General features: G+C 69.1%; 30 protein-coding genes and 1 tRNA gene. 19 read left to right on the forward strand and 12 right to left on the reverse strand.

The features are described 5' to 3' along the window. Positions 1–64: 64 nt before the first annotated feature. Both F1734_RS24620 and F1734_RS24625 read left to right on the forward strand, forming a co-directional pair. Positions 65–1,330 (forward strand): Glu/Leu/Phe/Val dehydrogenase dimerization domain-containing protein, encoded by a 1,266-nt coding sequence (locus F1734_RS24620; protein WP_203011183.1) that lies wholly within the window; start codon positions 65–67, stop codon positions 1,328–1,330. Then, positions 1,323–2,732 (forward strand): amino acid permease, encoded by a 1,410-nt coding sequence (locus tag F1734_RS24625; protein WP_010595704.1) that lies wholly within the window; start codon positions 1,323–1,325, stop codon positions 2,730–2,732. The genes F1734_RS24620 and F1734_RS24625 overlap by 8 nt, the downstream gene beginning before the upstream one ends. Positions 2,733–2,813: 81 nt before the next feature. Here F1734_RS24625 and fabG read toward each other — a convergent pair whose 3' ends face one another. From fabG to F1734_RS24645, 4 genes are all read right to left on the reverse strand, one after another. Then, complete coding sequence (fabG, locus tag F1734_RS24630; RefSeq protein WP_203011184.1) at positions 2,814–3,575, reverse strand: 3-oxoacyl-ACP reductase FabG; 762 nt, start codon at positions 3,573–3,575, stop codon at positions 2,814–2,816. Positions 3,576–3,602: 27 nt separating this feature from the next. Further along, a complete protein-coding gene (locus F1734_RS24635) occupies positions 3,603–4,364 on the reverse strand; it encodes an SDR family NAD(P)-dependent oxidoreductase (protein WP_017679736.1) in 762 nt (253 codons plus the stop codon). A gap of 148 nt (positions 4,365–4,512) precedes the next feature. Next, a complete protein-coding gene (locus F1734_RS24640; protein ID WP_026137538.1) occupies positions 4,513–5,730 on the reverse strand; it encodes an acetyl-CoA C-acetyltransferase in 1,218 nt (405 codons plus the stop codon). Between the two features lie 36 nt (positions 5,731–5,766). Then, on the reverse strand, positions 5,767–6,912 hold the full coding sequence (locus F1734_RS24645) for an acyl-CoA dehydrogenase family protein (protein ID WP_003934461.1): 1,146 nt from the start codon (positions 6,910–6,912) through the stop codon (positions 5,767–5,769). A gap of 109 nt (positions 6,913–7,021) precedes the next feature. Between F1734_RS24645 and F1734_RS24650 the strand changes: the two genes are divergently transcribed. The 10 genes from F1734_RS24650 (at position 7,022) to F1734_RS24695 (ending at position 14,652) form a co-directional block, all read left to right on the forward strand. Beyond that, the gene (locus F1734_RS24650) at positions 7,022–7,624 is read left to right on the forward strand and encodes a TetR/AcrR family transcriptional regulator (protein WP_010595708.1); all 603 of its coding nucleotides are present in this window, start codon (positions 7,022–7,024) and stop codon (positions 7,622–7,624) included. A gap of 169 nt (positions 7,625–7,793) precedes the next feature. Continuing rightward, on the forward strand, positions 7,794–8,366 hold the full coding sequence (locus F1734_RS24655) for a DUF3558 domain-containing protein (RefSeq protein ID WP_228287230.1): 573 nt from the start codon (positions 7,794–7,796) through the stop codon (positions 8,364–8,366). A gap of 9 nt (positions 8,367–8,375) precedes the next feature. Beyond that, complete coding sequence (locus F1734_RS24660; RefSeq protein WP_203011185.1) at positions 8,376–8,702, forward strand: hypothetical protein; 327 nt, start codon at positions 8,376–8,378, stop codon at positions 8,700–8,702. A gap of 283 nt (positions 8,703–8,985) precedes the next feature. After that, a complete protein-coding gene (locus tag F1734_RS24665) occupies positions 8,986–10,281 on the forward strand; it encodes a WXG100 family type VII secretion target (RefSeq protein WP_237211308.1) in 1,296 nt (431 codons plus the stop codon). Next, positions 10,278–11,036, forward strand: coding sequence for an ESX secretion-associated protein EspG (locus F1734_RS24670; protein ID WP_010595712.1), 759 nt, complete (start codon positions 10,278–10,280; stop codon positions 11,034–11,036). The genes F1734_RS24665 and F1734_RS24670 overlap by 4 nt, the downstream gene beginning before the upstream one ends. Then, complete coding sequence (locus F1734_RS24675) at positions 11,029–11,502, forward strand: DUF309 domain-containing protein (protein ID WP_124259077.1); 474 nt, start codon at positions 11,029–11,031, stop codon at positions 11,500–11,502. The genes F1734_RS24670 and F1734_RS24675 overlap by 8 nt, the downstream gene beginning before the upstream one ends. Then, positions 11,502–12,122, forward strand: coding sequence for an LON peptidase substrate-binding domain-containing protein (locus F1734_RS24680; RefSeq protein WP_010595714.1), 621 nt, complete (start codon positions 11,502–11,504; stop codon positions 12,120–12,122). Before F1734_RS24675 ends, F1734_RS24680 begins: the two co-directional genes overlap by 1 nt. Positions 12,123–12,230: 108 nt before the next feature. Beyond that, entirely contained in the window at positions 12,231–13,067 is an 837-nt protein-coding gene (locus F1734_RS26360) for a DUF8017 domain-containing protein (protein WP_225222978.1), read from the forward strand. Next, positions 13,067–14,287: a hypothetical protein gene (locus F1734_RS24690; protein WP_010595716.1), complete on the forward strand. Its 1,221-nt coding sequence runs from the start codon at positions 13,067–13,069 to the stop codon at positions 14,285–14,287. The genes F1734_RS26360 and F1734_RS24690 overlap by 1 nt, the downstream gene beginning before the upstream one ends. Further along, positions 14,284–14,652 carry a hypothetical protein gene (locus F1734_RS24695; protein ID WP_203011186.1) on the forward strand — a complete coding sequence of 123 codons (369 nt, stop codon included), beginning with the start codon at positions 14,284–14,286 and terminating at the stop codon, positions 14,650–14,652. The genes F1734_RS24690 and F1734_RS24695 overlap by 4 nt, the downstream gene beginning before the upstream one ends. Before the next feature lie 202 nt (positions 14,653–14,854). On the opposite strand, the gene F1734_RS24700 is transcribed toward F1734_RS24695, so the two are convergent. From F1734_RS24700 to F1734_RS24715, 4 genes are read right to left on the reverse strand one after another with little or no spacing between them, the layout of a single operon-like run. After that, the gene (locus F1734_RS24700; protein WP_010595718.1) at positions 14,855–15,106 is read right to left on the reverse strand and encodes a WhiB family transcriptional regulator; all 252 of its coding nucleotides are present in this window, start codon (positions 15,104–15,106) and stop codon (positions 14,855–14,857) included. Then, positions 15,103–15,726: a LutC/YkgG family protein gene (locus F1734_RS24705; protein ID WP_010595719.1), complete on the reverse strand. Its 624-nt coding sequence runs from the start codon at positions 15,724–15,726 to the stop codon at positions 15,103–15,105. The genes F1734_RS24700 and F1734_RS24705 overlap by 4 nt, the downstream gene beginning before the upstream one ends. Then, positions 15,723–17,225 carry a LutB/LldF family L-lactate oxidation iron-sulfur protein gene (locus F1734_RS24710; RefSeq protein ID WP_010595720.1) on the reverse strand — a complete coding sequence of 501 codons (1,503 nt, stop codon included), beginning with the start codon at positions 17,223–17,225 and terminating at the stop codon, positions 15,723–15,725. Before F1734_RS24710 ends, F1734_RS24705 begins: the two co-directional genes overlap by 4 nt. Beyond that, positions 17,222–17,986 carry a (Fe-S)-binding protein gene (locus F1734_RS24715; RefSeq protein ID WP_010595721.1) on the reverse strand — a complete coding sequence of 255 codons (765 nt, stop codon included), beginning with the start codon at positions 17,984–17,986 and terminating at the stop codon, positions 17,222–17,224. Before F1734_RS24715 ends, F1734_RS24710 begins: the two co-directional genes overlap by 4 nt. A gap of 187 nt (positions 17,987–18,173) precedes the next feature. Here F1734_RS24715 and F1734_RS24720 point away from each other — a divergent pair, with 187 nt between their 5' ends. The 4 genes from F1734_RS24720 to F1734_RS24735 all read left to right on the forward strand — a co-directional run bounded on the left by F1734_RS24720 (position 18,174) and on the right by F1734_RS24735 (position 22,134). Then, complete coding sequence (locus F1734_RS24720) at positions 18,174–19,841, forward strand: L-lactate permease (RefSeq protein ID WP_203011187.1); 1,668 nt, start codon at positions 18,174–18,176, stop codon at positions 19,839–19,841. A gap of 107 nt (positions 19,842–19,948) precedes the next feature. Beyond that, entirely contained in the window at positions 19,949–20,701 is a 753-nt protein-coding gene (locus F1734_RS24725; protein ID WP_017679745.1) for a FadR/GntR family transcriptional regulator, read from the forward strand. Positions 20,702–20,713: 12 nt separating this feature from the next. Beyond that, positions 20,714–20,790, forward strand: a tRNA-Met gene (locus F1734_RS24730). A gap of 204 nt (positions 20,791–20,994) precedes the next feature. Next, positions 20,995–22,134, forward strand: coding sequence for an AI-2E family transporter (locus F1734_RS24735; RefSeq protein WP_010595724.1), 1,140 nt, complete (start codon positions 20,995–20,997; stop codon positions 22,132–22,134). A gap of 4 nt (positions 22,135–22,138) precedes the next feature. Here F1734_RS24735 and F1734_RS24740 read toward each other — a convergent pair whose 3' ends face one another. After that, positions 22,139–22,690 (reverse strand): peroxidase-related enzyme, encoded by a 552-nt coding sequence (locus F1734_RS24740; RefSeq protein WP_010595725.1) that lies wholly within the window; start codon positions 22,688–22,690, stop codon positions 22,139–22,141. Positions 22,691–22,791: 101 nt separating this feature from the next. Then, the gene (locus F1734_RS24745; protein WP_010595726.1) at positions 22,792–23,259 is read right to left on the reverse strand and encodes a MarR family winged helix-turn-helix transcriptional regulator; all 468 of its coding nucleotides are present in this window, start codon (positions 23,257–23,259) and stop codon (positions 22,792–22,794) included. A gap of 63 nt (positions 23,260–23,322) precedes the next feature. On the opposite strand from F1734_RS24745, the gene F1734_RS24750 reads away from it, so the two are divergent. Then, positions 23,323–23,934, forward strand: coding sequence for a carboxymuconolactone decarboxylase family protein (locus tag F1734_RS24750; RefSeq protein WP_026137541.1), 612 nt, complete (start codon positions 23,323–23,325; stop codon positions 23,932–23,934). A 49-nt stretch (positions 23,935–23,983) separates the two neighbouring features. Here the strand turns inward: F1734_RS24750 and F1734_RS24755 are convergent, their stop codons facing one another. Next, complete coding sequence (locus tag F1734_RS24755; protein ID WP_010595728.1) at positions 23,984–24,637, reverse strand: CoA transferase subunit B; 654 nt, start codon at positions 24,635–24,637, stop codon at positions 23,984–23,986. Further along, on the reverse strand, positions 24,634–25,380 hold the full coding sequence (locus tag F1734_RS24760; RefSeq protein WP_010595729.1) for a CoA transferase subunit A: 747 nt from the start codon (positions 25,378–25,380) through the stop codon (positions 24,634–24,636). Before F1734_RS24760 ends, F1734_RS24755 begins: the two co-directional genes overlap by 4 nt. 169 nt (positions 25,381–25,549) lie before the next feature. On the opposite strand from F1734_RS24760, the gene pcaH reads away from it, so the two are divergent. Together pcaH and pcaG are read left to right on the forward strand one after the other, a co-directional pair. Further along, positions 25,550–26,269, forward strand: a complete 720-nt coding sequence (pcaH, locus tag F1734_RS24765) for a protocatechuate 3,4-dioxygenase subunit beta (RefSeq protein ID WP_010595730.1) — start codon at positions 25,550–25,552, stop codon at positions 26,267–26,269. Continuing rightward, positions 26,262–26,858 carry a protocatechuate 3,4-dioxygenase subunit alpha gene (gene pcaG, locus F1734_RS24770; protein ID WP_010595731.1) on the forward strand — a complete coding sequence of 199 codons (597 nt, stop codon included), beginning with the start codon at positions 26,262–26,264 and terminating at the stop codon, positions 26,856–26,858. The genes pcaH and pcaG overlap by 8 nt, the downstream gene beginning before the upstream one ends. Positions 26,859–26,862: the final 4 nt, after the last annotated feature.

Raw genomic sequence — 26,862 nt, forward strand, 5'->3', positions numbered from 1 at the left:
GGTCACAGTCTTCTTCATTCGCCCGCACCCGGGCACCGCACCGTCCCGACTCCCGAGAGAAGACATGAAGAACCTGCTGACCCGTTTCGAGGACAAGGCCCCCGAGATCGTCTTCGAGTGGCACGACACCGAGACCACTGCCCGCGGCTGGGTCGTCATCAACTCCCTGCGCGGTGGAGCGGCCGGCGGCGGCACCCGCATGCGCCGCGGCCTCGACCGCCGCGAGGTCGAGTCCCTGGCCAAGACCATGGAGGTCAAGTTCACCGTCTCCGGTCCGGCCATCGGCGGCGCCAAGTCCGGCATCGACTTCGATCCGTCCGACCCGCGCAAGGACGGGGTGCTGCGCCGCTGGTTCGCGGCCGTCGCGCCGCTGCTGCGCGCCTACTACGGCACCGGCGGCGACCTCAACGTCGACGAGATGACCGAGGTCGTGCCGCTCACCGAGAGCAACGGTCTGTGGCATCCCCAGGAGGGCGTCGTCAACGGGCACTTCGCCGCGGACGAGCGCGAGCGCATCCAGCGGGTCGGGCAGCTGCGGCTCGGTGTGGCCAAGGTCGTCGAGGACACCCGCTTCACCCCCGCCCCGGACGCGAAGTACACGGTGGCCGATCTCATCACCGGCTGGGGCGTCGCCGAGTCGGTGCGGCACCACTACCGCATCTACGGGGACGCGGCCGGCAACCGCGAGCTCACCGGCAAGCGCGTGCTCGTCCAGGGCTGGGGCAACGTCGGGGCGGCCGCGGCCTACTACCTGGCACAGGCCGGCGCCCGCGTCGTCGGCATCATCGACCGCGACGGCGGCATCCTCGACACGGACGGACTCGACTTCGACGAGGTGCGCACCCTGCTGCTGACCAAGAACGGCAACGCGCTCCGCAGCGACCGGATGCGTCCCTTCACCGAGGTGCACGACGCGATCTGGGATCTCGGCGCCGAGGTCTTCCTCCCGTGCGCCGCGTCCCGGCTGGTCACCCGCGAGCAGGTCGACCGTATGGTCGCGGCGGGCCTCGAGGTGATCGCCAGCGGCGCGAACGTCCCCTTCGCCGACGACGAGATCTTCTACGGTCCCACCTACGAGCACGCCGACAAGTCCGTCTCGGTGATCCCCGACTTCATCGCCAACAGCGGCATGGCCCGCGCCTTCGCGCAGCTCATGGAGGGCGACGTCGAGGTCTCCGACGCCGCGATCTTCGGTGACGTCTCGGACACCGTTGCCGGGGCGCTGCAGCGCTGCCACGAGCGCAGCACCGACCATACGGGCGTCGCGGCCACGGCGTTCGAGATCGCCCTCGACCAGCTGGTGCCGGCGGGGGAGCGCATCGATGACTGACACCTTGGCCACCCCACCGGCCACCACGGCCGCGCCCGCCCCACGGGCGATGCTGCATCAGGCGATGCGACCGCGGCAACTGGTGATGATGAGCCTCGGCGGCGCGATCGGCGCGGGCCTGTTCGTCGGCTCCGGCGCCGGCATCGCGGTCGCCGGCCCGGCCATCCTCGTCTCGTTCCTCGCCGCTGCAGCCCTCGTGGTCCTCATCATGCGGATGATGGGCGAAATGGCGGCCGCGAACCCCGCCAGCGGTGCGTTCTCGGTGCACGCGGAGAACGCCCTCGGTTCCGTCGCCGGTCGCACCATCGGCTGGCTGTACTGGATCCAGGTGGTCATCGTGATCGCGGCGGAGGCCACCGGCGCCGCCGCCATCACCGCCGCCTCGATCCCCGGGATCCCGCAGTGGGCCGCGGCCCTGTTCTTCATGGTCGTCCTCACCGGCGTGAACCTCGTCGGCGTGCGCCGGTTCGGTGAGGTCGAATTCTGGTTCGCGGCACTGAAGATCGTCGCCATCGTCGCCTTCCTCGCGATCGGCGTCGCGATGATCGCCGGCTGGGTGCCGGCCTTCGACAGCACCGGGTTCGCGAACCTGACCGCACACGGAGGCTTCGCCCCCACCGGTATCGCCGGCATCGCCGCCGGACTGCTCATCGTGGTGTTCGCGTTCGGCGGCACCGAGATCATCGCGATCGCAGCCGCCGAGACCTCGGATCCGCGCCGCAACGTCGGCCGCGCGGTGCGCACGCTGATCTGGCGCATCCTGGTCTTCTACATCGGCTCGGTGCTGATCATGGTGACGGTGCTGCCGTGGACCTCCGAGGATCTCGTCACGGGACCGTTCGTCGCGGTGCTGAACGCCGGCTCGGTGCCGGGGGCCGCCGCCGTGATGACCGTGATCGTCGTGGTGGCGTTGCTGTCCTCGCTCAACGCGATGCTCTTCAGCGCCTCACGGATGATCTACTCGCTCTCGCAACGCGGTTCGGCGTACCCGGTGTTCGGCCGGGTGGCCGCCAACGGCGTGCCCCGCAACGCGGTCCTGGCCTCGGTGGCGTTCGGATTCGTCACCGTCGCACTCAACTACGTGCGTCCCGACAAGGTCCTGCCGCTGCTTCTCAACGCGGTCGGCTCGACCATCCTCGTGCTGTGGACGTTCGTGGCGGTCTCGCACCTCGTGCTGCGTAAGCGGGCACGCCGCGAAGGCACCGAAGACGCTCTGCCGCTGAAGATGTGGGGCTTCCCGTACCTGTCGTACGCGACGCTCGGCCTGCTCGCCGGCATCGCCGTGCTCGCACTGTTCGACTCGGCCGCGCGCACCCAGCTCGTCGCGACGGGTGCCCTCACCGCGACGATCGCGGGCGCGTGCTGGCTCCTGCACCGCCGGCAGGCGGTCCGGCAGCCGTAACCGACCGTACAGACGACGACGCCGTGCGTCCTCCCGCAGGGGGGAAGGACGCACGGCGTCGTCGTGGTTCGGTCTCCGCCGTCAGTCCTTCGGACCACCGGCGACGTAGATGACCTGGCCGGAGACGAAGCCCGCGCCCTCGCTCGCGAGGAACGACGCGGTGTGCGCGATGTCCTCGGGCTTTCCGGTGCGGGCGACGGGGATCTGCGACGCCGCGGCGGCCTTGAAGTCCTCGAACGACATCCCGACCCGCTCGGCCGTCGCCGCGGTCATCTCGGTCTCGATGAAACCGGGGGCGATCGCGTTGGCGGTCACGCCGTACTTGCCGAGCTCGATCGCGAGGGTCTTGGTGAAGCCCTGCATGCCGGCCTTGGCCGCGGAGTAGTTGACCTGGCCGCGGTTGCCCAGCGCGGAGGTGCTCGACAGGTTGACGATGCGACCGAACTTGGCCTCCACCATGTACTTCTGCGTCGCACGGGACATGAGGAACGCACCCCGCAGGTGCACGTTCATCACGGCGTCCCAGTCGTCGACGGTCATCTTGAACAGCAGGTTGTCGCGGGTGATGCCGGCGTTGTTGATCAGCACCGTGGGATCGCCCAGTTCGCTCGCGACCTTCTCCACGGCCGCGGCGACGGACTGCTCGTCGGCGACGTTCGCACCGACGGCGAGGGCCTTGCCGCCGGCCGACTCGATGGCCGAGACGGTGTCGGCGCATGCGGACTCGTCGAGGTCCAGAACCGCGACCTGGAATCCGTCCTCGGCGAGACGCTTGGCCACTGCGGCGCCGATACCGCGCGCGGCGCCGGTGACGATGGCGGTACGGGTGCTTGCTTCGCTCACTGCTTACCTCCGGTGTGGTTGGAAACTTCAGTTGATGGTGAGGCCGCCGTCGACCGCGATCGTCTGTCCGGTGACGTAACCGGCGGCCGCCGAGGTGAGCCACACGGCGGTGGCGGCGATCTCGGCGGGATCACCGGTGCGGCCCAGGACGATTCGCGGCTTCATGCTGTCGAGATAGCCGGGCTGGTATTCGTCGGTCATCTCCGTCTCGAAGAATCCCGGCGCGATGGCATTGACGCGGATGCCCTTGCGAGCCCCCCACTGCTGGGCCAGGTCGCGGGTCAGACCGATCACGCCGGCCTTGCTCGCGGCGTAGGCGGCTTGCGGCAGTCCCGCGGTGGTGAGGCCCAGGACGGAGGAGATGTTGACGATGGCGCTGCCCGGCTGCATGACGCGCCCGGCGGCCTGCGCTGCCCAGTACGAACCGTTCAGGTTGATGTCGATGACGCGCCGGAACTGCTCCGGAGTCTCCTTGGTGGCCGGGACGGCCGTGCCGATACCGGCGTTGTTGACGAGGATGTCGACCTTGCCGAAGTGCTCGACCGCGGCGTCGACCATCCGCTGCGCCTGCTCGGGCTCGGCGATGTCGGTCTCGACACTCAGCGCGCGGCGACCTGCCGCACGGACGAGTTCGGCGGTCTGTTCGAGCCGGTCCGCGCGACGGGCCGCGAGCACGACGTCGGCTCCGGCCTCGGCGAGGGCCTGAGCGAAGGCGACGCCGAGGCCGGAGGACGCGCCGGTGACGATCGCGACGCGGTCGTCGAGTCGGAACTTGTCGAGTACGGACATGGGGGTAGTCTCCTCCGAAAATTGGTACCTACGCGACTTGTATAGTTGAATTCGCGCTCGAGTTCAAGATTGTTTTTTCGAAAAAGGCGCGGTCACAAGCCCTTTCGGGCCCGCGACCGCGCCTCGTTCGCGTTCCGGTCGAGAGGGGTCAGCTCAGGCGCTCGAGCACCATCGCCATGCCCTGACCACCGCCGACGCACATCGTCTCCACGCCGAACTGCTTGTCGTGGGTCTGCAGGTTGTTGAGCAGCGTGGCGGTGATCCGCGCCCCGGTCATGCCGAACGGGTGGCCGAGGGCGATCGCACCACCGGAGACGTTCAGCTTGTCCTCGTCGATGCCGAGCTCACGGGCGGAGCCGAGCACCTGCACGGCGAACGCCTCGTTGATCTCGAACAGGTCGATGTCGGAGATGGTCTTGCCGGCGTTCGCGAGGGCCTTCTTGACCGCCTCGATCGGGCCCAGGCCCATGATCTCCGGCGACAGGCCGGACACGCCGGTCGAGACGATCCGTGCCAGCGGGGTCAGGCCCAGCTCCTCGGCCTTGGTGTCGGACATGATCACCAGGGCCGCGGCGCCGTCGTTGAGCGGGCAGGCGTTGCCCGCGGTGATGGTGCCGTCGGGGCGGAACACCGGCTTGAGCTGGCTCACGGCCTCGTACGTGGTGCCGGGCCGGGGGCCGTCGTCGGTGGTCACGACGGTGCCGTCGGCCAGGGTGACGGGGCTGATCTCGCGCTCGAAGAAGCCGGACTTGATGGCTTCCTCGGCCCGGTTCTGCGACCGCACGCCCCACCGGTCCTGGTCCTCGCGGGAGATGCCGGTCATCGACGCGACGTTCTCCGCGGTCTGACCCATCGCGATGTACACGTCGGGCAGCAGACCCTCGCTGCGCGGGTCCGTCCACGCCGTGCCGCCCTCGGCGAGCGTGGCGGTGCGGGCCTCGGCGTCGGCGAACAGCGGGTTCTTGGTGTTCGGCAGGCCGTCGGCGTTGCCGGTGACGAAGCTCGAGACGGACTCGACACCGGCGGAGACGAACACGTCGCCCTCGCCGGCCTTGATCGCGTGCAGCGCCATGCGGGTGGTCTGCAGCGACGACGAGCAGTAGCGGTTGACGGTCACGCCGGGCAGGAAGTCGTAGCCCAACTGCACCGCGACGACGCGGGCGATGTTGAACCCGGACTGGCCGGCGGGCTGGCCGCAGCCGAGCAACAGGTCGTCGATCTGGGTCGGGTCCAGCTCCGGCACCTTCGCCAGGGCGGCGGCGACCATCTGGGTGGCCAGATCGTCCGGGCGCACGGTCTTGAGCGACCCCTTCATTGCCCGCCCGATGGGGGAACGGGCGGCGGAGACAATCACAGCTTCGGGCATCACGCGCTCCTTGTTCGGTGTTGACGCTTCGAGTCTCTACAGGCCCAGATCGCGGCCGATGAGTTCTTTCATGATCTCGTTGGTGCCGGCCCAGATCTTGGTGACGCGGGCGTCCTTCCATGCACGAGCCACACGGTACTCGTTCATGAACCCGTAGCCACCGTGGATCTGCACGCACGCGTCCAGGACCTCGGACTGCGTCTGCGCGCTCCACCACTTCGCCTTGGCCGCGTCCACGGCGGTGAGCTTGCCGTCGGCATGCGCCTCGACGGCCTGGTCGACGTACGCCTCGGCGACCTCGATCTTGGTGACCAGCTCGGCCAGCAGGAACTTGTTGTACTGCATGGCGCCGATGGCCTGGCCGAACGCCTTGCGCTCCTTCGCGTACTCGATGGTCTCGAGCAGGATGTGCTTGGCGTGGTGCACATTGTTGACCGCGGAGCCGAGTCGCTCCTGCGGCAGCATCTTCATCATCGAGATGAAGCCCATGCCCTCCTCGCCGATGAGGTTGGCGTGCGGGACGCGAACGTCCTTGAAGAACAGCTCTGCGGTGTCGGCCTCGGGCTGACCGACCTTGTCCAGCTTGCGGCCGTTCTCGAAGCCCTCCATCCCGCGCTCGACGGCGAACAGGGAGATGCCCTTCGCGCCCTTCGACGGGTCGGTGCGGGCCGCGACGACGACGAGGTCGCAGTTGTAGCCGTTGGTGATGAACGTCTTGGCGCCGTTGAGGATCCAGTCGTCACCGTCGCGCACGGCGGTGGTCTTCAGGTTGGCGAGGTCGGAGCCGCCGGACGGCTCGGTCATGCCGATGGCGCAGATGAGCTCGCCGGTGGCGCAGCGCGGCAGCCAGCGCTCGCGCTGTTCCTCGTTGCCCAGGTGGACGATGTAGGGGACGGTGATGTCCGAGTGGATACCCATCGACGAGGACAGCGCCATGTTGGCCCGGGCGAACTCCTCGCCGAGGATGGCGTTGAAACGGTAGTCGTTCGCTTCCATGCCACCGAAGCGCTCCGGGATCTCGAGCCCCAGGAAGCCGGCCTTACCGGCCTCGATCCAGATGTCACGCGGGATCTCGTGACGTTCGATGAGCTCCTCCGCACGGGGCATGACGAACCGGTTCACGAACTCGCGCGCCGACTCGCGGAACGCCTCGTGATCGGGGCCGTACAGGGTGCGTCGCATCAACCGCTCCTCAAATCTGTAAGCATCTGCTTATTTTCTAAGCGTGCGCTTATAGTGAACCGCGGCCGCTATCTTGTCAACCAGGCCGCAGCAGGAACGGGAGCACGACGTGAGCACATCCAGGGACGCGGTGATCAGCGGATCGAAGGCCGCGGCCCGGCTACGCGAGGCAGCCGTCGAGGTGTTCGCCGAGAACGGCTACGGCGGCACCACCACCCGCCAGATCGCCGCCCGCCTCGACATGAGCCCGGCCGCGATGTACCCGCACTACAAGTCCAAGGAAGAACTGCTCTACGCGATCAGCTACGAGGGCCACGATCTCGCCCTCGAGGTGGTGCGCACCGCCGACCTGCCCGACGAGGACGCCACCACGCGTCTGTCCACCGTCATCGCCCGGTTCGCCGAGTGGCAGGCCGAGCACCATCGCCGCGCCCGCGTCGTCCAGTACGAACTGACCGCCCTCACCCCGGAGCACTACCGCGTCATCACCGGCCTGCGCCGACGCACCACCCAGGTCGTCCGCACCATCGTCGACGCCGGGGTCGCCTCCGGCGAGTTCACCGTCCCCGACACCGAGGGCGTCACCCTGGCCCTGATGTCGCTGTGCGTCGACATCTGCCGTTGGTACCCCTCCGGCCGCTACAACGAGCCCCACGCCATCGCGAACCTCTACTCCGATCTGGCCCTGCGCCTCGTCGGCGCCGTCCGTTAGGATCTGCCCCACACGACGGATCGGGGGGTCCATGATCGGGGGGACGTCTTCGCGCGGCGATCGGCCGACTGCGCACGCAACGGATGTCGCGGGTGACCGGAGAGCGCGTCGGCCACACGCTCGCGCCGCGACCTACCGAGAACGACGACGGGTACGCACGCGTGGGTGGATCGTCGCCGTCGCGGCGGCGACGGCCGGCGCGTGCACCTCCGTCGCACCCCCGGAACCCACAGCACCCGCGGAGCCGCCGGCCACGTCGACCACCCGTGTGCCGCGCATCGTCGACGAATCCGACCGGCCCCCGGTCACGTTCGACCCCTGCCTCGACATCCCCGACCAGGTACTCCGCGACGCCGGCTACGACCCGAAGTCGGAGGAGGTCAGCGACTTCGCCGCGACGCACTACACATTCCTCACCTGCCGCTACGAGGGCACCTTGTACATCCCCGGCGTCCTGCACCGGTACGGGCTCAACGTGATGGCCGGCAACATCACCTTCGCCGAGGTGCAGGAGAAGATCGCCGAGTACTCCACCTTCACCGAGGTCAATGGTCGTCGCGCCTTGCTCGAACTGGACCCCGGCCGGCCATGGTCGTGCGCAGTCAACGTCGAGACCTCCTTCGGCGTCCTCATCGTTTCCCGTGTCCATCACCCGGACAACTCCGCTGAAGCGCCGCGACACGAACTATGCACGGGAATCGAAGACACAACGGCACGGCTTACCGCCCCGCTCGCCAACTGAAGGAGCGATGTGAACAACCCGTTGCGACTCGACCCACACACGATCGACGAGATCGTCGCTGTCTGCGACAACTTGCTCGCCATACTCCGGCACGCGATCGATCGGACCGACGAATTGACCGCGGTCGGAAGCTTCGGCGGATTCGAGTCCGCGGAACAACTTCGCCGAGGCTTCCTCATCAAGGCCAGAGGCACCCCGGAGTCCGCCTACGAGCGGCTCACCCAGTTCCACGAGGTCCTCGCCCGCATGCGCGAGACCTTCGCCGCGGGCGGGCAGGGATTCCTCGACGCCGAGTACGACTGGGCCCGGCACCTCGGCACGACCGACTCTGCCTGAACGCCAGCACTTTTGCGCCGGTCGACGAGTCGCGCGATATCCGCGCGGGCGGCAGTCATCCGCGAACTCAATCGAGGGCGCGGACGACTGGGGACCGCGCGGATGCGACGAGGGCGATCGCGGCACCACCTGCACGGCCCGGCACGACTCGCCACAGGACTGTCCGGTCCGCTACGATCCTGCGCACTACCACGGAATCGGGGGGACTCCATGGGCATGTCAGTCGAGGCTTCACACGGCACCGGAAGACGCGCGGCGCGACACGTCGCGGTCGTGAGCGGAAGTGCCGAATAAATTGTCGTACAACGAGAATCCGATCCGGTCGATGCTCGATCCGCTGCTCGATCCCGCGGTGCCGGAGCGGGTCGACGCCCTGACGAACTGGCACACCAGCCTCGTTGCACGGCTCGACGGCAGCTTCGATCCGGACTATGCCACCGTGTTCGAGAACTTCCACAGCATGGAGCACGACGCCATCTACCGGGACGTCCAGAGAATGGACCCGGGTGCGATGAGGAGCCTGGCGGAGAGCTGGCGCGCGATCGCGACCGACATGAGCATCGGCTTCATCTTCGGAACCCAGATGATCTGCAACAAGATTGCCGAGGGATGGGACGGCGAGGCGGCACAGCAGGCCGTGGCGGCGACCCGCTCCTTCGCGACGTCGGCCGAACAACTGGTCGCCGCCCTGCTGGCGGTGTCGACGAAGCTGGCTGCGGCATCGGAGATCGCCACCGCCGTCCGAACCAATGTGCAACCACCGCCGATACGGATCCCGATGCCGTCGGGTGTGGTGGTGCCACAGGACACGGCGGAGTTCGCGCGGGCGGCGGAGGCTGCACGCACCGAGGCCGTGCGCGTCATGGAGTCGCTCTACGTCCCGCACTACCGCGAATCCGGCACGGCGGTCCCGATCCTGCCGTCCCCGCACGAGGCGACGGCAGGATCGGGACCGCTCGGACCGAGCCCAGCGGAGCGCCCCGCGGATAGTGCGAACGGCCGAGGTGGCGGTTCCGGGCCCGCGGGAGCCGGCAGCGACGGCCGACCGGTCACGGACACCGCGTCCCCCGACGCCCCAGCCCCCGACGCCCCAGCCCCAGACGCCCCTGCCCCAGACCGTCACGCGGCACCGGGCGACCCGACGACGGGTGCTGCCGAGCCCTCGACGACCGTCCCGGCCGCGACGACGGCGGCCGGCGCGACCACGACCCCGGAGCGCTCCCCTGGGGGATTCCCGGGCGGAACCGGCGGAGCGACGTCGGGGGGCGGTGGCGCGGGAGGCGCCGGCGCGGGGACCGGCGCCGGCGCTCCGGGACTCGGCGGACCCGGTCCCGTCGGCGGCGTGCCGATGGCGAACGGAACGACCGGTTCGGCGACGTCGGGTCCCGGCGCGCGCGCCGGCTCCGGCCGCGCGGGCGGCATGTACCCGGGCATGCTGGGCGCCCCCGCACGCCCGGCACGGGACGACGACGCCGCCCGCACGGTGCCCAGCTACCTCGTGGGCATCGACAACGGGAACGAGCTGATCGGTCCGATGCCGCTCACCGCGCCGCCGGTACTGGGGGTCGATCCGGCATGACGTGGCGGCTCACACCCGACCGGTTCCTCGCGCTGTGGACCGCGACAGGACTCGACGAGGTCCCGTTTCCCCTGCGCTACCGCTCGACCGCGCTGTGGGAGGACGAACACGCCGCGAACGTGGAGGCGGCCCACCGGTGGCGGCGCATGAATCCCGACGAGCAGCTCGCGGCGGCGATGGCGACGATGCGGCACGCGGAGGTCACCGTCGAGGCGTACGGGCAGACCTCGGCCGACTCCGAGCTGCGGCTGCGGGGCTGCATCAGGCACGACTCCGCGGTCCTGGTGCGACAGGAACCGGGGCGTGCCGGCGACTTCGTCGTCACGACCACGTCGGCGTACACCTTGGCGGACGCCGTCGTGCAGTGTCTGCCCGACGCACCCGCAGGCACGGCGCCGGCGCTGTCCGCGCCCACCGCGGAGGTGGCGGAGTTCTCGACCCCGACGCAGGTACTGCGGACCGCGCAGGCGCCGCCCGCAGTCCGATTGCGACGGCTGCTGACCGATCCCCGGTCCGGGACGGGCAACCTGCGGGTACTGTCCTCACCGGACGGTCTGACCTTCACGCCGGTCACCGATCTCGGTTGGTTCGACGTCGTCGGGGACGGCCGGTACCTGTTCCGGACGGGCCGCCACACCCACGTCTGTCCCGCGTCGCCGGAGCTGCTGCGCGACGAGCTGGCCCGCGCCGTCGACGGGGCTCGCGAGAAGCGCGGTCGGGTCGGCGATACCGGTTTACGCTGGGTTCATGGTTGAACGGGATCGAACCGTCGACGGTAGGCCGCAGAATGCCCGTCCGCGCGACGCGCTGGGGCGTCCCCTCCCCTACGGCGAGGAGGGTGTCGAACGGGTCCCGGAGGACCTGGACCTCGAGCCCGACGAGGCGATCACCGAGGCCCAGCGACTGCTCGACCACGGCCATCCGTTTCATGCGCACGAGGTGCTGGAGAGCACGTGGAAATCGGCGCCGGCCGAGGAGCGGCCCCTGTGGCAGGGGCTGGCGCAGCTCGCCGTGGGGCTGACGCATCTGCTGCGGGGCAATCCGGCGGGTGCGGCGTCGTTGTTGCGGCAGGGGGAGGCGCGGATCCGGCACTACGAGGACGAGCCGCCGCACGGGCTGGACATCGACGGTCTGGCGGCGTGGGCCGAGCACCTGCTGACCGAGATCGAACGCGGCGAGCCGATTCCGGAACCGCCGATTCCCCGGCTGCGGCTGCCCTGATGCCCGTGCTCCCGATGTTCCCGCTGGGAACCGTGCTGCTGCCGGGCGACGCGCTTCCGCTCCATGTGTTCGAGCCGCGCTACCGCCGCCTGGTCCGGGACTGCCTCGCAGATCCGGACGGGCCACGATTCGGCGTCGTGCTCATCGAGCGAGGGCACGAGGTGGGGGGCGGGGAGACCCGCCACGACGTCGGCACGATCGCGCGGATCGTGATGGACACCGAACTCGACGACGGTCGATACGTCCTGGAGTGCATCGGGGAAGAGCGGATCCGGGTGAAGAACTGGCTTCCGGACGACCCGTACCCACGCGCGGAGGTCGAGCCGTGGCCGGACACGGTTTCCGGCCCGGTGGATTTCGCCGAACTGAGCGTGGGGCTCGGCCGGCTCTACGGTCTGCTCGACCGGCTGTCGAACGGTCGGATCGAACCGCCGAGCATCACCGAACTGCCCGACGAGCCGGGCGCGCGGCTGTTCGCACTGGCGCGGTTCGTTCCGATCGGCGAGGCGGACCGATTGCAGGTGCTCACGGCGCCCGGACCCGCCGAACGATCGGCGGTGGTGACCGAATGCGTCTCGAACGCAGTCCAGCTCGCCCAGTGGCGCCTCGACAGCATGTGAGATCGACCGATCCCGCGGACCGCGCAGAACCCCGTTCTCCCACGTCCCGGCGGCCGTTGCTCGTTCGGCGGTCCCGGTTCTCCACACCCTCGGGGCGCGGAAAACCCTGTGGACCAGATCAACTGGTATGGTTCCGCTGTCGACAAGGGGGGTCGAGAAATGTCGAAGTGGGGCGTCGTCGTCTTCGAGCTGGGCAAAGTGGTGTTGTGGTGCGTGGGGGGCGCGCTCGCCATCGGCGGGATATCGGCAGCAGGGAGCCTGCTGGCGCCGGATGTTCCGGATGCGGCGCCGGAGTGGGCCCCACCGGTCACGACGTCACGTGCCGAGTCACCTACTGCCACAACACCACGACGTGAACTGCCACCGGGATTCCCAACGATGGAGCGGGCTCCGAAACTGCCCGACGTTCCCGAGGGCGCACCGCAACCGGTACCGACGAAGTTCGGGCTCACGTACACCACGCCACCCGGCTGGTTCGGGGGAGAGTCCATTATGGGGTGGAACGGCCGTGGCGGTGAAATGATGGTGATCGGTTCGGCATCCTCCTTCGGGAATGGGTACTGCGCCGCGGAAGACACGTCCACGCTGGCGTCCGTGGGTATCACGGGGCGGCCCGCCGGTGACCTGCTGACCGTGGCTGCTCACGAGGTTCGAGCAGTCGAGTGGATGTACTCCGGCCGGGAACAGTCGCCGACGGTCGAGTATTCGGCCCCGGTCCATTTCGACATCGACGGAAATCCGGCGGTCCGGATCACGGCGCGTGTAGCCGACATCCCGCACATCCACGAATGTGCCCCGCCGGCAGCACGGTGGGACTTCGTGGCCACCACCGGCCTGGCCTCAGCGGAGGTCGCGGTCTTCGTCGTGCAGGCGGATCGCGGTGTGGCCGGCCAGCTCGACGACGATTCCATCGACGGCCTCGTCGAGTCGCTGAGGAGGTCGTGATGTCCGAGACATACGAGAGGTTCAGCGCCACCGCGAATCAGATCGCCGGCGCTGCCGTCGCTGCGCAGGAGATCGGCAACGATGTGTTGTGGGCCAACCGGTACCTCGCCGTCCACGGTGAGCCGGCCGGCACACTGGACGGTGCACTGTTGCGGACGATCCAGGACGGGTTCCGGGCAGTTCTGCCGTCGGCACAGTCTCGATACTTCGTCCTTGCCGATCTCTGCCTGAAGACCGGCATCGAATTGAACCGCTGCGCGTGGATCTACTACGACACGGAGGAACGCAACTACGAACGGCTCAATGCCAACCTCCTCTTTCCGGAGTCGATCGACGCATACGATCCGGAGACACCGGCCGCCGGCCCGGCGCGACCGTACCCCGATCCCGTCCGGACCGGGGTTGCGGGCAGGACCGAACTCCCTCACCCCGAAGCCCCCGACGAGGACGTCCGTGAGATCGTCGCGGAGGCGGCCGGCTGGCTCGGCGACGTCGACAAGACAATCGAGATGCTGACCGAGTGGAGCCCGATCGCCCAGGTGATCGAACCGCTGGACGGAAACTGGAACGAACTGCGGCGACTCGGCAACGCGTACCGCATCGCCGGGGAGGCGGTGGAGGCCGGCGGGGAGAATCTCGACGCCGTGGTGCGGGCTCTGGATCCCCACTGGAACGGGCAGGCTGCCCGGGCGTTCACGGACTACGCCGGCCGGATCGTCGACGCGCTCCGGTGGGAGGGACCGGTCGGACGCGTGGTCGAGGAGACGTGCAACCTGGTTGCGGAGAAGATCCGGGAAGCGATCGTCACCGCGGTTCGGTCGCTGAAGGAGATGCTCGAGGAAGAGGTGGCGTTCGACGACGGGATGCAGACGCTGAAGTTCGCGCTGAAGAAGGTCCCGTTCGCCGGCACGGCCGTACAGATCCTCACCCTCGCCAGGATCGTTCGGGACACGATCGCATTCGTCGACGACGTCGTGACGCGGATCCGCGCGCTCACGGACGCACTGAGGGCGTTCCTCGATGCTCTGGCGTCGCCGGCGAACGCCCTGCAGGAGCAGGTCGATCACACGCTGGCGCCGTTGACCGAGGCGTACGAGCGCACCGAGCACCGGGCGGCGGTGGCCGTCGATCTCGCCGGCGTCGCAGACGTCCGCGGCCCCGTGAACAAGCCCTCCGAACCGTACTCGGTCGGCGAGAACCCCTGGGCGGATGCGCCGTGAGGGACGTGCCCTCGCATCTCGACGGTCCACTGGACCGCATCCACCGAGCCGTGACCGACCTCGACACCGCCGTGATTCGCGCACAGCGGTTCGCCGGCGCGAACCGATGCATTCAGGTCGACGATGCGGTGATGGAACAACTCGCGGCGAGTGGGGAGGCGTCTCCGGCACTGCGGCAGTACGCGTCGAGAGTCGCTGCCGGACAGTGCCGCTGGTCCGAGATCGAGGCGGTGGCACATCCGGTTCCACCGGAGGTCGCCGAACTGAAGGCGAATCCGCGGTTCCGGTGGTTCCCGGCCTCGCCGCGTACCACGCCTGCGGCCGGGCAGGACCAGGAGCCGTACCGGATCCCCTGGCAGTCGTAACGCCCCCAGCGGTGTGCCCTTTGGGCTGCCAGGACAACCCAAAGGACACACCGGCCGCGTCAGCGGCCGATGAGGGCCAGGCGCTCGATTTCGCTGAAGTCGGTGCCGGCCGCCACCGGCCGGACTGCGACACCGCTCGCGGCCGTGGGGTGAAGCTGCTGCGGGGCGCTCCTCGTCCGAGCGGACCGGGAGCGCCTCGCCGTCAGCACCGGGCGCGGCGCTCCCGCTCCGACAGCCCGCCCCACACCCCGTGCCGCTCGCGGCCGAGCATCGCGTGGGTCCGGCACTCCGTCAGCACCGGGCAGCTCGCGCAGATCCGTTTCGCAGCTGCCTCCCGCCGTCGCCGCACGACCGGTTCCTCGCCGTCCGGGGCGAAGAAGTAGAACTCGCCGAGGGAGCGGCAACTGCCGCGGAACTGCCACCCGAACCCGGACCGGGTGCGGGTGGCGGTCATCCGACGATCACCACGATCAGGGTTCGTGGCCCGTGCACGCCCTCGACCCGCTCGAGTTCGATGTCGGACGTCGCGGAGGGGCCGCTGATCATGGTGGTGGGGCGTTCCGGCACCAGCCGCATCAGCGCCTCGGGCACCCCGACTTCGACGTCGGCGAGGGGCACGACGCACACGTGCAGGTCCGGCACGAGGGTCAGCGCGCGCCGGCCCTGGTCGGGGCCGCCGTCGAGGAAGATGGTGCCCGTCTCGGCACACGTGACCGCGGAGGCGGTGACGACGCCGTCGAGGTCGCCGAGGTCCGGGGCGGGGATCTCGGACGAGTCCACCACCACGTCGCCGTCGAACCGTGCGAGCCACGACCGGTCCAATCCCGCGGGGACCCCCACGCGGCGCACGCCGTGCTCGGTCAGCACCCGTGCGAGCACGTCGGGAAGGTCGGCCGGCGCGCACTCGTGCACGTGCGCCTTGTAGTCGACGAGCCGGTCCACGAGCAGTTCCCGCCGCTGTGCGTCCGGCAGGGTGCGCCCGGTGCGGTACTCGCGGGGTACCTGCACCGGTACCGGTGGGGCAAGTGTCCGGGCGTCGCGGATCCGGCCGAGGATCACGTCGCGGGTGCTCACTGCTGCCGTCCCTTCTCGCGCGCCTGTGCCAGCGCGGCACGTCCCTCGTCGGAGTTCCACCATTGCCGGAAGGTCTGTCTCGGCGGCGCCGGGATGTCGCGGGCTTCCGTCCAGCCGGCGAGCGGACCCGGCAGCGAGGTGATCTTCCCCTTCTTCCCGGCGAGGAGCCGGCCGAGTCCGGCCGCCTTCTGCGCGGTCGTCCAGCGACGCGACGACGACATCGCCAGTGATGCCGCCTTCATCGCGGCCGCCTCGATCCCGAACGACGCGTGCTCGACCTTCTGGTGCCGCAGTTCGACGAGCAGCGAGGGGATGTCGATCTTGACGGGGCATGCGTCGTAGCACGCCCCGCACAGGCTCGAGGCGAAGGGCAGGGTCGCGTTCGGATCCCCCGGGGCATCCATGCCGGCGAGTTGCGGGCTGAGCACGGCGCCGATCGGGCCGGGGTACGTCGAGCCGTAGGCGTGGCCGCCGGTGCGCTCGTACACCGGGCACACATTCAGGCACGCCGAACATCGGATGCAGTGCAGCGCTTCGCGTCCCATTTCGTCGGCGAGCGCCGCGGTGCGTCCGTTGTCGAGCAGCACGAGATGGAACTCCTGCGGACCGTCGCCGGGGGTGACGCCGGTCCACATCGACGTGTACGGGTTCATCCGCTCGCCCGTGGACGAGCGCGGCAGCAACTGCAGGAACACCTCGAGATCCCGGTAGGTGGGCAGCAGCTTCTCGATGCCCATCACGGTGATCAGGGTCTGCGGCAGCGTCAGGCACATGCGACCGTTGCCCTCGGATTCGACGACCGCGAGCGTGCCGGTGTCGGCGATTCCGAAGTTCGCGCCCGACACCGCGACCGGCACGGTCATGAACTTGTGGCGCAGGAACTTCCGCGCCGCAGCCGCGAGATGCCGGGGATTGTCGTCCAGATCGGGGTCGACGCCCGGCATCTCGCGCAGGAAGATCTCACGGATCTCGGCCCGGTTGCGGTGGATGGCGGGAACGAGGATGTGCGAGGGCTTGTCGTGGCCCAGTTGGACGATCAGCTCGGCGAGGTCGGTCTCGTAGGCCGTGATGCCCTGCTCCTCGAGGTGCTCGTTGAGCCCGATCTCCTGGGTGGCCATCGATTTGACCTTGATGACCTCGTCGGAGCCCGTCGCGCGGATCAGGTCGGTGACGATGGCATCGGCCTCGGCGGCGTCGGCCGCCCAGTGCACGACGCCGCCACGGGCGGTCACCGCGGCCTCGAACTGGGTGAGCAGCTCCGGCAGCCGGTTCAGCACGTCGGTCTTGACGGCGGCACCGGCGTCGCGCAACTGCTCCCAGTCGGGCAGCTCGCCGGTCACGCTCAGGCGCTTGGCCCGGATGGTGTGGGTGGCCTTGCCGATGTTGCGGCGCAGCTGGGTGTTTGCGAGTTCCTGGTGCGCCGCGGCGGGAAACGCCGCGACACCCCGCAGATTTCCGGAGCCGCGCGGCGGGACGGGCGGCATGCCGAGAGCGATCACGCGGGCACCCCCTTGGGAGAGACGGCCGGTTCTACCGAGGCGAGGATCTCGGCGAGGTGGATGGTGCGGGTTCCGGTGCGCAGACGTGACAGTCCGCCGCCGATGTGCATGAGGCACGACGAGTCGCCGGCGCTGCAGTATTCGGCACCGGTTGCGGTGATGTTGCACAGTTTGTCCGCGAGCATCGCGGTGGAGGTCTCGGCGTTCTTGAGCGCGAAGGTGCCGCCGAATCCGCAGCAGGAGTCGGCCTCCGGCAGCTCCACGAGGTCGATCTCGCGGACGGCGCGCAGCAGCTGCAGCGGCTTGTCCCCCACGCGCAGCATGCGCAGCGAATGGCAGGTGGGATGGTAGGTCACGCGGTGCGGGAAGTAGGCCCCGACGTCGGTGACCCCGAGGACGTCGACGAGGAACTCGGACAGCTCGTACGTCTTGGCCTTCACCTCGTCGACGCGGCTGCACAGCGCCGGCGAACCGTAGCGACCGGCGACGATCTCGTGCTGGTGCCGCACGGACCCGACGCAGGATCCGGAGGGTGCGACGACCGCGTCGATGCCGTTGTCGCCGAAGGCGTCGGCGTAGTTCTCGACGAGTGGCAACGCGTCGGGCTGGTAGCCGGTGTTGACGTGCATCTGGCCGCAGCAGGTCTGGCCGTCGGGGAAGACGACGTCGTGGCCGAGCCGCGCGAGGAGGAGGGCGGTGGCCGAGACGGCGCCGGGGAACATCGTGTCCCCGAGGCACGTCGCGAACAGGGCGATTCGCATGTGGATCTCCGCATCGGGTCTATGTGGTCAGACCACAGTAACCCATGGTCGGTGCCCTGCGTCACCCCCTGTCCGGATTTTCTGCGAATTCCCTCCGGTTCTGGATTGTGACCGAGGTCATGGTGTACGGTCCTGTGGTCTGACCACAGATCCCGTCGCGGTCCGCGACGCAAACCTGGAGTTTCATGTGGAAACCGAACTGCTCGCGGTGACGTACACACCGTCGACCACCGCCGTCGCCGGCAACCTCACCGCGACGGCCCTGCTGGGCCTGGTCCCCCTCCTGACCTTCTTCGTGCTCCTCGCCGGCCTCAAACTCAAGGCCTGGTACTCCGGGCTCGGCGCGCTCGCCGTGGCCCTCGTCGTCGCCGTCGTCGGCTTCGGGATGCCGGCGCCGCTGGCCGGACTGTCCGCCCTGCAGGGCTTCACGTTCGGCCTGTTCCCGGTCATGTGGATCGTCGTCACCGCGATCTGGTTCTACGAACTCACCGTCGTCAGTGGACGTTTCGAAGACCTGCGGCACGTGTTCAACTCCGTCGGTCACGGCGACATGCGCATCCAGGCGATGCTCATCGCCTTCTGCTTCGGCGGAATGCTCGAGGCGCTCGCCGGTTTCGGGGCACCGGTCGCGATCACCGGCGCGATGCTCATCGCGATCGGCATGCCCCCGATCCGCGCCGCCGTCACCGTACTCGTCGCGAACACCGCACCGGTCGCGTTCGGCGCCATGGCAATTCCGATCACCACCGCCGGAAACCTCACCGGTATCCCGGCGACCGAGATCGCCGCCGTCGTCGGCCGGCAGACACCGGTGCTCGCCTGGTTCGTGCCGATCCTGTTGCTGCTGCTGGTCGACGGCCGGCGCGGCGTCCGCCAGGTGTGGCCGATCGCGCTGGTCACCGGCTTCGCGTTCGCGATCGCGCAGTACTGGTGCTCGAGCCACTTCTCGTACGAGCTCACGGACGTCGTCGCCTCCCTCGTCGGCCTCGCCGCGGCCGTGGTCATGCTGCGGTTCTGGCGTCCGAGCACCCCCGACGACCAGCACTCGCACGTCACCGCGGAACCGATCGGTGCCGCACGCACGGCGATGGCGCTGTTCCCGTACCTGCTCGTCATCGTCGTGTTCGGCATCGCCAAGCTGTGGACGCTCGGCGTGGACGTGCCGAAGTGGCTGGCGGGCACCGATATCAAGGTCGAATGGCCGGGCCTGTACGGGAATCTGCTCACCGCGAGCGGAGATCCGTCGACGGGCGCGATCTACACGCTGCCGTGGCTGTCGAATCCCGGTACCCTCCTGCTGTTCTCGGGCATCGTCGTCGGCCTCGTGTACACGGTGTTCAGCGGCGGCGACCGGTTCCCGATGACCGTGCGCCTGACCCTCAGCACCTTCCCCGGGACACTGTGGAAGATGCGGCTTTCCGTCGCCACCGTGGCCACGGTGCTCGGCCTGGCCTACGTGATGAACCATTCCGGGCAGACCGTCGCCATCGGCACGTGGCTCGCCGGAACCGGCGCGATCTTCGCGTTGCTGTCGCCGATCCTGGGCTGGCTGGGCACCGCGGTGACCGGCTCGGACACCTCGGCGAACGCGTTGTTCGCGCGGCTGCAGCAGACCGCGGGGCAGGCCGCGGGCATCGATCCGACGCTGCTGGTCGCGGCGAACACCTCGGGCGGTGTCGTGGGCAAGCTCATCAGCCCGCAGAACCTCACCATCGCGGCGACCGCTGTCGGCCGGCCGGGCAGCGAGCCGCTGCTGCTGCGCAAGGTCGTCGGCTACAGCGTCGGCATGCTGGCCCTGCTGTGCGTGCTGGTCTACCTCCAGTCGACGCCGGTGCTGTCGTGGATGCTGCCGTGAGCCGTCCCCCGGGCGGACGCGGCACGGGATCTCCTCTGCCGCACCCGGAACGTCGCGCCCGGCCGCCGAGCGTCCGGCCCGTCCGGCGACCGGCATAGGCTCACACCATGCCGCACTCCGAGCCCCGCGCATGGGAGACCGTGTTGAACCACCTCGAGCAGCAACTGGTCTCGGGACAACTCGCGCCCGGCCAGCGGTTGCCCGGGGAGCGCGTCCTGGCCGCCGATCTCGGCGTGGGCCGCTCGTCGGTGCGGGAGGCCCTGCGCGTCATGGAGGCGCTCGGGTTGCTCAGCGCACAGACCGGATCCGGGCCGACGGCGGGCGCGATGATCGTCTCGCGCCCCACCGGGGGCATGTCGATGCTCATGCGCATGCAGGTGGCGGCGCAGAGCTTCCCGGTGGCGGACGTGGTCCGGACCCGGCTCGTCCTCGAGACGGAGGTGATGCGCGCCCTGGCCGAGAGTGATCCGGCGCCCGACCTTGCCCACGCGGAGCAACTGCTCGACGCGATGGACGACGCCGGGCTCGCGGCCCACGAGTTCCTGGTGCTCGACGCCCGGTTCCACATCGCGATGGCGGACGCAGCCGGGAACCAGGTGATCGCGGCGATGATGACCGGACTGCGCGACTCCATCGAGAGCTACGTGCTCGCCGGCGCTCCGCTGGGTACCTGGCCCACCACGTGTGCCCGGCTGCGGTGCGAGCACCGGGGACTGCTCGAGGCGGTCCGCGCCGGCGACGCCGACCTCGCCCGTTCCCGCATCGTCGATCACATTCGCGGCTACTACGCGGAGAGCCTCGGGCGTGACCACACCCGTCCGGACGACCCCGGAACGGAGCACTCTCCGCCTCGTGTATAGTCGGTGATGCAACGCGGGGTGGAGCAGCTCGGTAGCTCGCTGGGCTCATAACCCAGAGGTCGCAGGTTCAAATCCTGTCCCCGCTACCACCGCCGGCCCGGACTCTCACGAGTCCGGGCCGGTTTCGTCGTATCGGCCTCGTCCGGCTCGCCTCGCGCTCGTCCCGGCCTCGTCGAGCGAAGGCATCGTCCGTCTCGATAGTGGTGGCGACCGATACATTCGCTCTGCCCGGGCGGCGCGGACGGGTAGATTCCGGCTGTGAACGGATCTGTCGGGCGACCGCGGAGAGTGCGATGAGCGAGGACGGGCCGGCCCCGCTGCCGGCACACCGCAAACGCAACGGACCCCGGGCTCCACAGTGGCTTCGCCCGGCGATCCTGTACGTCCTCCTTGCCGTCGCCGCCTACCAGCTGTCCGGTTGGCTGTTCCACAACCTGCGCGGCTTCCTCGGATTGCTGTTTCTCGCATGGTTGCTGAGCATCACGCTCGAGCCCGTCGTCGACTGGCTCGAGCGTCACGGGCTGCGCCGGGGAGCGGCCACCGGGTTGGTGCTGTTCGGACTGCTGGCGTTCGCCGTCGGATTCGTCGCTCTGTTCGGGACGTTGCTCGCCGAACAGTTGGGCCAGTTGCTGAAAGCCTTACCGGACGCGCTGACCGCAGTCACCGAATGGGCCAATCGTGTCTTCGACACGAACTTCACCACGGGTCCGGAACTGCTGCGACTGACCCCCGAGACGGTGCGCGATCTGGTTCAGCGGTTCACCCCCGGCGTGCTCGGCGTGGTGTCGTCGGTGGTGGGCGTGGTCTTCCAGGCCATGACCATGCTGCTGTTCGTGTTCTACATGTCGGCCGAGGGCCCGGCGATGCGCCGCACGATCTCGAGCTGGTTCCCGGCCCGGCAGCAACGAGTCATCTCGACCGTGTGGGAGATTTCCGTCGAGAAGGCCGGTGGCTACGTCGTCTCCCGCCTCATCCTCGGTGCGGTCAGCGCCGTGGGCACCGGCATCTTCCTCATGATCATCGGCGTGCCGTACTGGCTGCCGCTCGCGTTGTGGACCGGAATCGTCTCGCAGTTCGTGCCCACCCTCGGGACGTACCTGGCGATCGCGCTGCCCGCGATCATCGCCGCGGCCAACCAGCCGATCGACGGGTTGTGGGTGGTGCTGTTCGGCACGGCCTACCAGCAGGTCGAGAACTACGTCCTGCACCCGCGCATCACGTCGAAGACCGTGTCGATCCATCCGGCCGTCGCGTTCGGGTCGGTGATCGTCGGGGCGTCGCTGTTCGGTGCGATCGGTGCGCTGGTGTCGGTCCCGGTCGTCGCCGTCCTCCAGGCTCTCGTGGAAACGTACGGCCGGCGCTACGAACTCGTCATCGACACCGGCGACACGGACGCCACCGCCGCGCCCGGCCCCGAACCGGGCGACGGCTGAGCGGCTACGCGCGGGGGACCCGGCCCATCAGGTAGAACTCCGGATTGGGCATCATGCCGGCGACGCCGGCCATCCTGTTGCTCAGACCGAAGAACGCCGTGACGGAGGCGATGTCCCAGGCGTCCTCGTCCGTGAAGCCGTGTGCGTGCAGAGCCTCGAAGTCCGCGTCGTCGATCTCGTATGCCCGCTCGTTGACCTTGGTGGCGAAGTCGAGCATCGCGCGCTGGCGCGCGGTGATGTCCGCGGTGCGGTAGTTGATCGCCACCTGATCCGCCACCGTCGGCTTCTTCTCGTAGATCCGCAGGATCGCCCCGTGCGCGACGACGCAGTACAGGCAGTTGTTGGCGGCGGAGATCGTCGTCACGATCATCTCGCGGTCGCCCTTGGTGAGGCCGGAGTCCTCGCGCAGCATGATCGCGTCGTGGTAGGCGAAGAAGGCCCGCCACTCGGCGGGACGTCGCGCGAAGGTGAGGAACACGTTGGGCACGAAGCCCGACTTCTCCTGCACCTCGAGCACGCGCGCGGCGATGTCCTCGGGCAGATCCTTCAGTTCCATGGCGGGAAAGCGCGTACTCACGGGGCCTCCTGGTCCGTCGGCAACGAGTCTCGAAGTTAATCGCTGTTAACCGAGTTGTCCAGATCCCCCAGCCGCCCCGGCTACCGGTCGAACCACGCCTGCGCGTCGAGCCGGACGTCCTGACCGTGCGTGACGGCGCGCAGGTCGACCTCGAGGCGCTCGAGCCGGTCCGCACCGAGCGTCCGCCCCCACTCCGCCCGCAGGTCGTCGAAGATCACCGCCGACCGCCGCAGGCAGTCGAGGCCCCGGTCGGTGAGCACGACGATCCGCGCCCGCGCGTCCGACGGATCCGGCTCGCGCCGAACGTAACCGAGACGCTCGAGCCGGTCGACGGTCTTGCCGGCGGCCTGCTTGGAGACGCCGAGGCGGCGTCCGATCTCGCTCGCCGACGCGCCGGTCGCTCCGACGGCCTGCATCGCGAACCCGTGGGCCGGACGCACGTCCGGGTGACCCTCCTCGGCCAGCCGGCGATGCAGCGCGTCGACGAGCGAGCGGAATCCGGCGAACAGGAGCAGGGGCAGCTCGTAGCCCGGGGTCGGGTCTTGCACATTTTCGACAACTCGGTTTACTATTTCGTCAACCACATTGTCTATCTTATCGGAGGCCGTCCCGTGTCCACAGCATTCCTCCACCATCGACCCGAGACTGCACCCCCGGCGTCGCGGGCCACCATGGAAGCGATCCGGCAGAAGTTCGGCTACGTGCCGGCAGCCGTGGCGCTCATGGCGGAATCCCCCGAACTGTTGTCCGCCTTCACCCGCGCCGGTGCGCTGTTCGAGCGCAGCAGCCTCGACGAACTCGAACGCGAGGTGCTCGTGCTGACGATCGCCACGCGCAACGAATGCCACGTCTGCGTCGCACTGCACACCGCCGTGCTGACGCGGATGGGTGCGCCGGGCAACCTCGTCGACGCCCTGCGGGCCGGCCGACCGCTCACCGATCCCCGACTCGAGGCCCTGCGGACATTCACCGTCGCCGTGCTCGACTCGGCGGGCGCGGTCCCGGCCGACCGGTGGGCCGCGTTCACCGCCGCCGGCTTCACCACCCGCCATGCACTCGACGTCGTCCTCGGCGTCGGCACCTTCACCCTCTCGACGCTCGCCAACCGCCTCACCGGTGCCGAACTGGACCCGCCGCTCGCTTCGTTCGCGTGGCACCCCGCACCGGCTCCGACGCCGACGGGCCGAATGTCACATTCGGTCGGTCAGATCGACGCGGTGTGACATTCGGCCCGTAAGTGTTCGGCCCGTGAGCCTTTCGGAGACGGTGAGATCAGACGAGAAGGGTCGCGGCCGTCGCGGCGACGACGTCGTCGACGCTCACGCCGGGCGCGGTCTCGACGAGCTTCAGGCCCTCGTCGGTGACGTCGATGACGGCCATGTCGGTGATGATCCGCTGGACGCAGCGCTTGCCGGTCAGCGGCAGGGTGCACTCGTCGAAGATCTTCGGTTCACCCTTCTTCGTGACGTGTTCCATCATCACGATGACGCGCTTGGCACCGTGGACGAGGTCCATCGCGCCGCCCATGCCCTTGACCATCGCGCCGGGGATCATCCAGTTGGCGATGTCGCCCTTCGCGGAGACCTGCATCGCGCCCAGGACGGCGACGTCGATCTGGCCGCCGCGGATCATCCCGAACGACTGCGCCGAATCGAAGAACGACGCACCCGCAATGGTGGTGATGGTTTCCTTACCGGCGTTGATCAGTTCGGGATCGAGTTCGTCCTCGGTCGGGTACGGGCCGACGCCGAGCACGCCGTTCTCCGAGTGCAGGATGACCTCGACGCCCGGATCGAGGTAGTTGGGCACCAGGGTCGGCATGCCGATGCCGAGGTTGACGTACTGCCCGTCCGAGAGTTCCCGGGCCACACGCGCGGCCATCTGCTCGCGGGTCAGCTTCTTCACGGTGGTGGCGGTCTGGGTCATGAACGAACCGTCCGATTCTCGATGCCGACAGTGACAGGTCCGACGGGCACGACGCGCTGGACGTGGATGCCGGGGGTGTGGATCTCGTTGGGGTCGAGCTCGCCCGGTTCGACGAGGTGCTCGACCTGCGCGATGGTGATGCGGCCCGACGTGGCGGCGGGCGGGTTGAAGTTGCGGGCGCTCGCGCGATAGACGAGGTTGCCGTGCCGGTCGCCCTTCCAGGCGTGCACCAGGGCGTAGTCGGCGACGATTCCGCGCTCCATGACGTAGGTCTCGCCGTCGAACTCGCGGACCTCCTTCGGGGGCGACGCGACCGCGATGCCGCCGTTGCCGTCGTAGCGCAGCGGAAGCCCGCCCTCCTCGACCTGGGTGCCCACGCCGGCCGGGGTGAAGAACGCGGGGATGCCCGCGCCGCCGGCGCGCAGCCGCTCGGCGAGGGTGCCCTGCGGGGTCAGTTCCACCTCGAGCTCGCCGGAGAGGTACTGGCGGGCGAACTCCTTGTTGGAGCCGACGTAGGAGGAGATGGTGCGTCGGATGCGCCCCTTCTCCAGCAGTACGCCGAGGCCGAAGCCGTCGGTGCCGCAGTTGTTGCTGACCGTCTCGAGGTCGGTGGCGCCCTGGTCGAGCAGCGCGTTGATGAGGATTTCCGGGACGCCGACCAGGCCGAATCCGCCCACGGCGATGGTGACGCCGTTCGGGATGTCGGCTACGGCCTCGGCGGCGGTGGCAACGACTTTGTCCATGCCCTTACGATAGCGCCAGTCGTACGTAATGTGAACCCTCGTCCGTCATGCGAACCATTTCGATACTGTTTCAGTTTCGAATATTGATTCGTGCCGGGTGACCCACTAGCCTTGTACGCATAGCGTCCCTCCGTCCATATCGCGAACACGCGCCGAACACCGAGGTCTCATGCTTCATCTGCCGCCCCGCTTTGCGCGCCCCGACGGCGCACACCCGCCGCTGGACTTCCCCGACTACCGGACCACCGCGCTGCGCCGCCCGGCCCAGCCGCTGACGCTGATCCCGCAGCGCCTCGGCGAACTCACCGGACCCGTCTTCGGCGAGGACCGCGTGCAGGAGGGCGACGCCGACCTGACCCTCGCCCACGGCGGCGAGGCCGCCGGGCAGCGCATCATCGTGCACGGCCGGGTGCTCGACAGCGACGGCAAGCCCGTCCCGCACACGCTGCTCGAGGTGTGGCAGGCCAACGCCGCCGGCCGGTACCGGCACGTGAACGACAACTGGCCCGCCCCGCTCGACCCGCACTTCGACGGCGTCGGCCGGTGCGTCACCGACGCCCAGGGCAACTACCGGTTCACCACGATCAAGCCCGGCGCCTACCCGTGGCGCAACCACCACAACGCGTGGCGCCCCGCCCACATCCACTTCTCGCTGTTCGGCACGGCGTTCACCCAGCGGCTCGTCACCCAGATGTACTTCCCCGACGACCCGATGTTCTTCCAGGACCCGATCTACAACTCGGTGCCCGCCGAGGCACGGCACCGCATGGTCAGCGTCTTCGACTACGACGCCACCGTCGACAACTGGGCCCTCGGATTCCGTTTCGACATCGTCCTGCGCGGCCGCGAGGCCACCCCCTTCGAGAACGAGGAGGACGACGATGAGTGAGTTCGCTCCTCGTTACCCCGTCACCCCCGGCGACCAGAGCACGGCCACCTTCGGCCCCACGCCGTCGCAGACCGTCGGCCCGTACTGGAAGATCGGCCTCGACTGGGGCGCCGACGGTGAGAACGTCGTCCCCGCCGACACGCCCGGCCGGATCACCGTGCGGATCACCGTGATCGACGGTGACCGTACGCCGATCGCCGACGCGATGGTCGAGACCTGGCAGGCCGACGCCGACGGCCGGTTCGGCACCGACGGTTTCCGCGGCTTCGCCCGCAGCGCCGCCGACGAGACCGGCACCGCCACCGTCTACACGATCAAGCCCGGCGCCCACGAGTCCGACACGGACGCCGACGAGGCGCCGCACCTGAACGTCGGGATCTTCGCCCGCGGCATGCTCGATCGTCTCTGCACCCGCCTGTACTTCCCGGAGGATCTCGCCGCGCACGCGACCGACCCGGTGCTCGCCGCGCTGCCGGAAACGCAGCGGCGCAAGCTGATCGCCGAGAAGTCCGACGACGGGTACGTCTGGACCGTGTACGTTCAGGACCTCGATCCGAACGGTGTGGAGACGCCGTTCTTCGCGATCTAGACGG

The organism is Rhodococcus ruber (assembly GCF_016804345.1).
Taxonomy (GTDB): Bacteria; Actinomycetota; Actinomycetes; order Mycobacteriales; family Mycobacteriaceae; genus Rhodococcus; species Rhodococcus ruber.

Coding starts and splice junctions, on each gene's coding strand:
- F1734_RS24675 (WP_124259077.1), top strand. CDS start 11,029: ATGGTTGAACGGGATCGAACCGTCGACGGTAGGCCGCAGAATGCCCGT.
- F1734_RS24645 (WP_003934461.1), bottom strand. CDS start 6,912: ATGCGACGCACCCTGTACGGCCCCGATCACGAGGCGTTCCGCGAGTCG.
- F1734_RS24740 (WP_010595725.1), bottom strand. CDS start 22,690: ATGGAACTGAAGGATCTGCCCGAGGACATCGCCGCGCGCGTGCTCGAG.
- F1734_RS24640 (WP_026137538.1), bottom strand. CDS start 5,730: ATGCCCGAAGCTGTGATTGTCTCCGCCGCCCGTTCCCCCATCGGGCGG.
- F1734_RS24755 (WP_010595728.1), bottom strand. CDS start 24,637: ATGACCCAGACCGCCACCACCGTGAAGAAGCTGACCCGCGAGCAGATG.
- F1734_RS24715 (WP_010595721.1), bottom strand. CDS start 17,986: ATGCGAATCGCCCTGTTCGCGACGTGCCTCGGGGACACGATGTTCCCC.
- F1734_RS24725 (WP_017679745.1), top strand. CDS start 19,949: ATGCCGCACTCCGAGCCCCGCGCATGGGAGACCGTGTTGAACCACCTC.
- pcaH (WP_010595730.1), top strand. CDS start 25,550: ATGCTTCATCTGCCGCCCCGCTTTGCGCGCCCCGACGGCGCACACCCG.
- F1734_RS24680 (WP_010595714.1), top strand. CDS start 11,502: ATGCCCGTGCTCCCGATGTTCCCGCTGGGAACCGTGCTGCTGCCGGGC.
- F1734_RS24625 (WP_010595704.1), top strand. CDS start 1,323: ATGACTGACACCTTGGCCACCCCACCGGCCACCACGGCCGCGCCCGCC.
- F1734_RS24700 (WP_010595718.1), bottom strand. CDS start 15,106: ATGACCGCCACCCGCACCCGGTCCGGGTTCGGGTGGCAGTTCCGCGGC.
- F1734_RS24735 (WP_010595724.1), top strand. CDS start 20,995: ATGAGCGAGGACGGGCCGGCCCCGCTGCCGGCACACCGCAAACGCAAC.
- F1734_RS24690 (WP_010595716.1), top strand. CDS start 13,067: ATGTCCGAGACATACGAGAGGTTCAGCGCCACCGCGAATCAGATCGCC.
- F1734_RS24760 (WP_010595729.1), bottom strand. CDS start 25,380: ATGGACAAAGTCGTTGCCACCGCCGCCGAGGCCGTAGCCGACATCCCG.
- F1734_RS24670 (WP_010595712.1), top strand. CDS start 10,278: ATGACGTGGCGGCTCACACCCGACCGGTTCCTCGCGCTGTGGACCGCG.
- F1734_RS24620 (WP_203011183.1), top strand. CDS start 65: ATGAAGAACCTGCTGACCCGTTTCGAGGACAAGGCCCCCGAGATCGTC.
- pcaG (WP_010595731.1), top strand. CDS start 26,262: ATGAGTGAGTTCGCTCCTCGTTACCCCGTCACCCCCGGCGACCAGAGC.
- F1734_RS24635 (WP_017679736.1), bottom strand. CDS start 4,364: ATGTCCGTACTCGACAAGTTCCGACTCGACGACCGCGTCGCGATCGTC.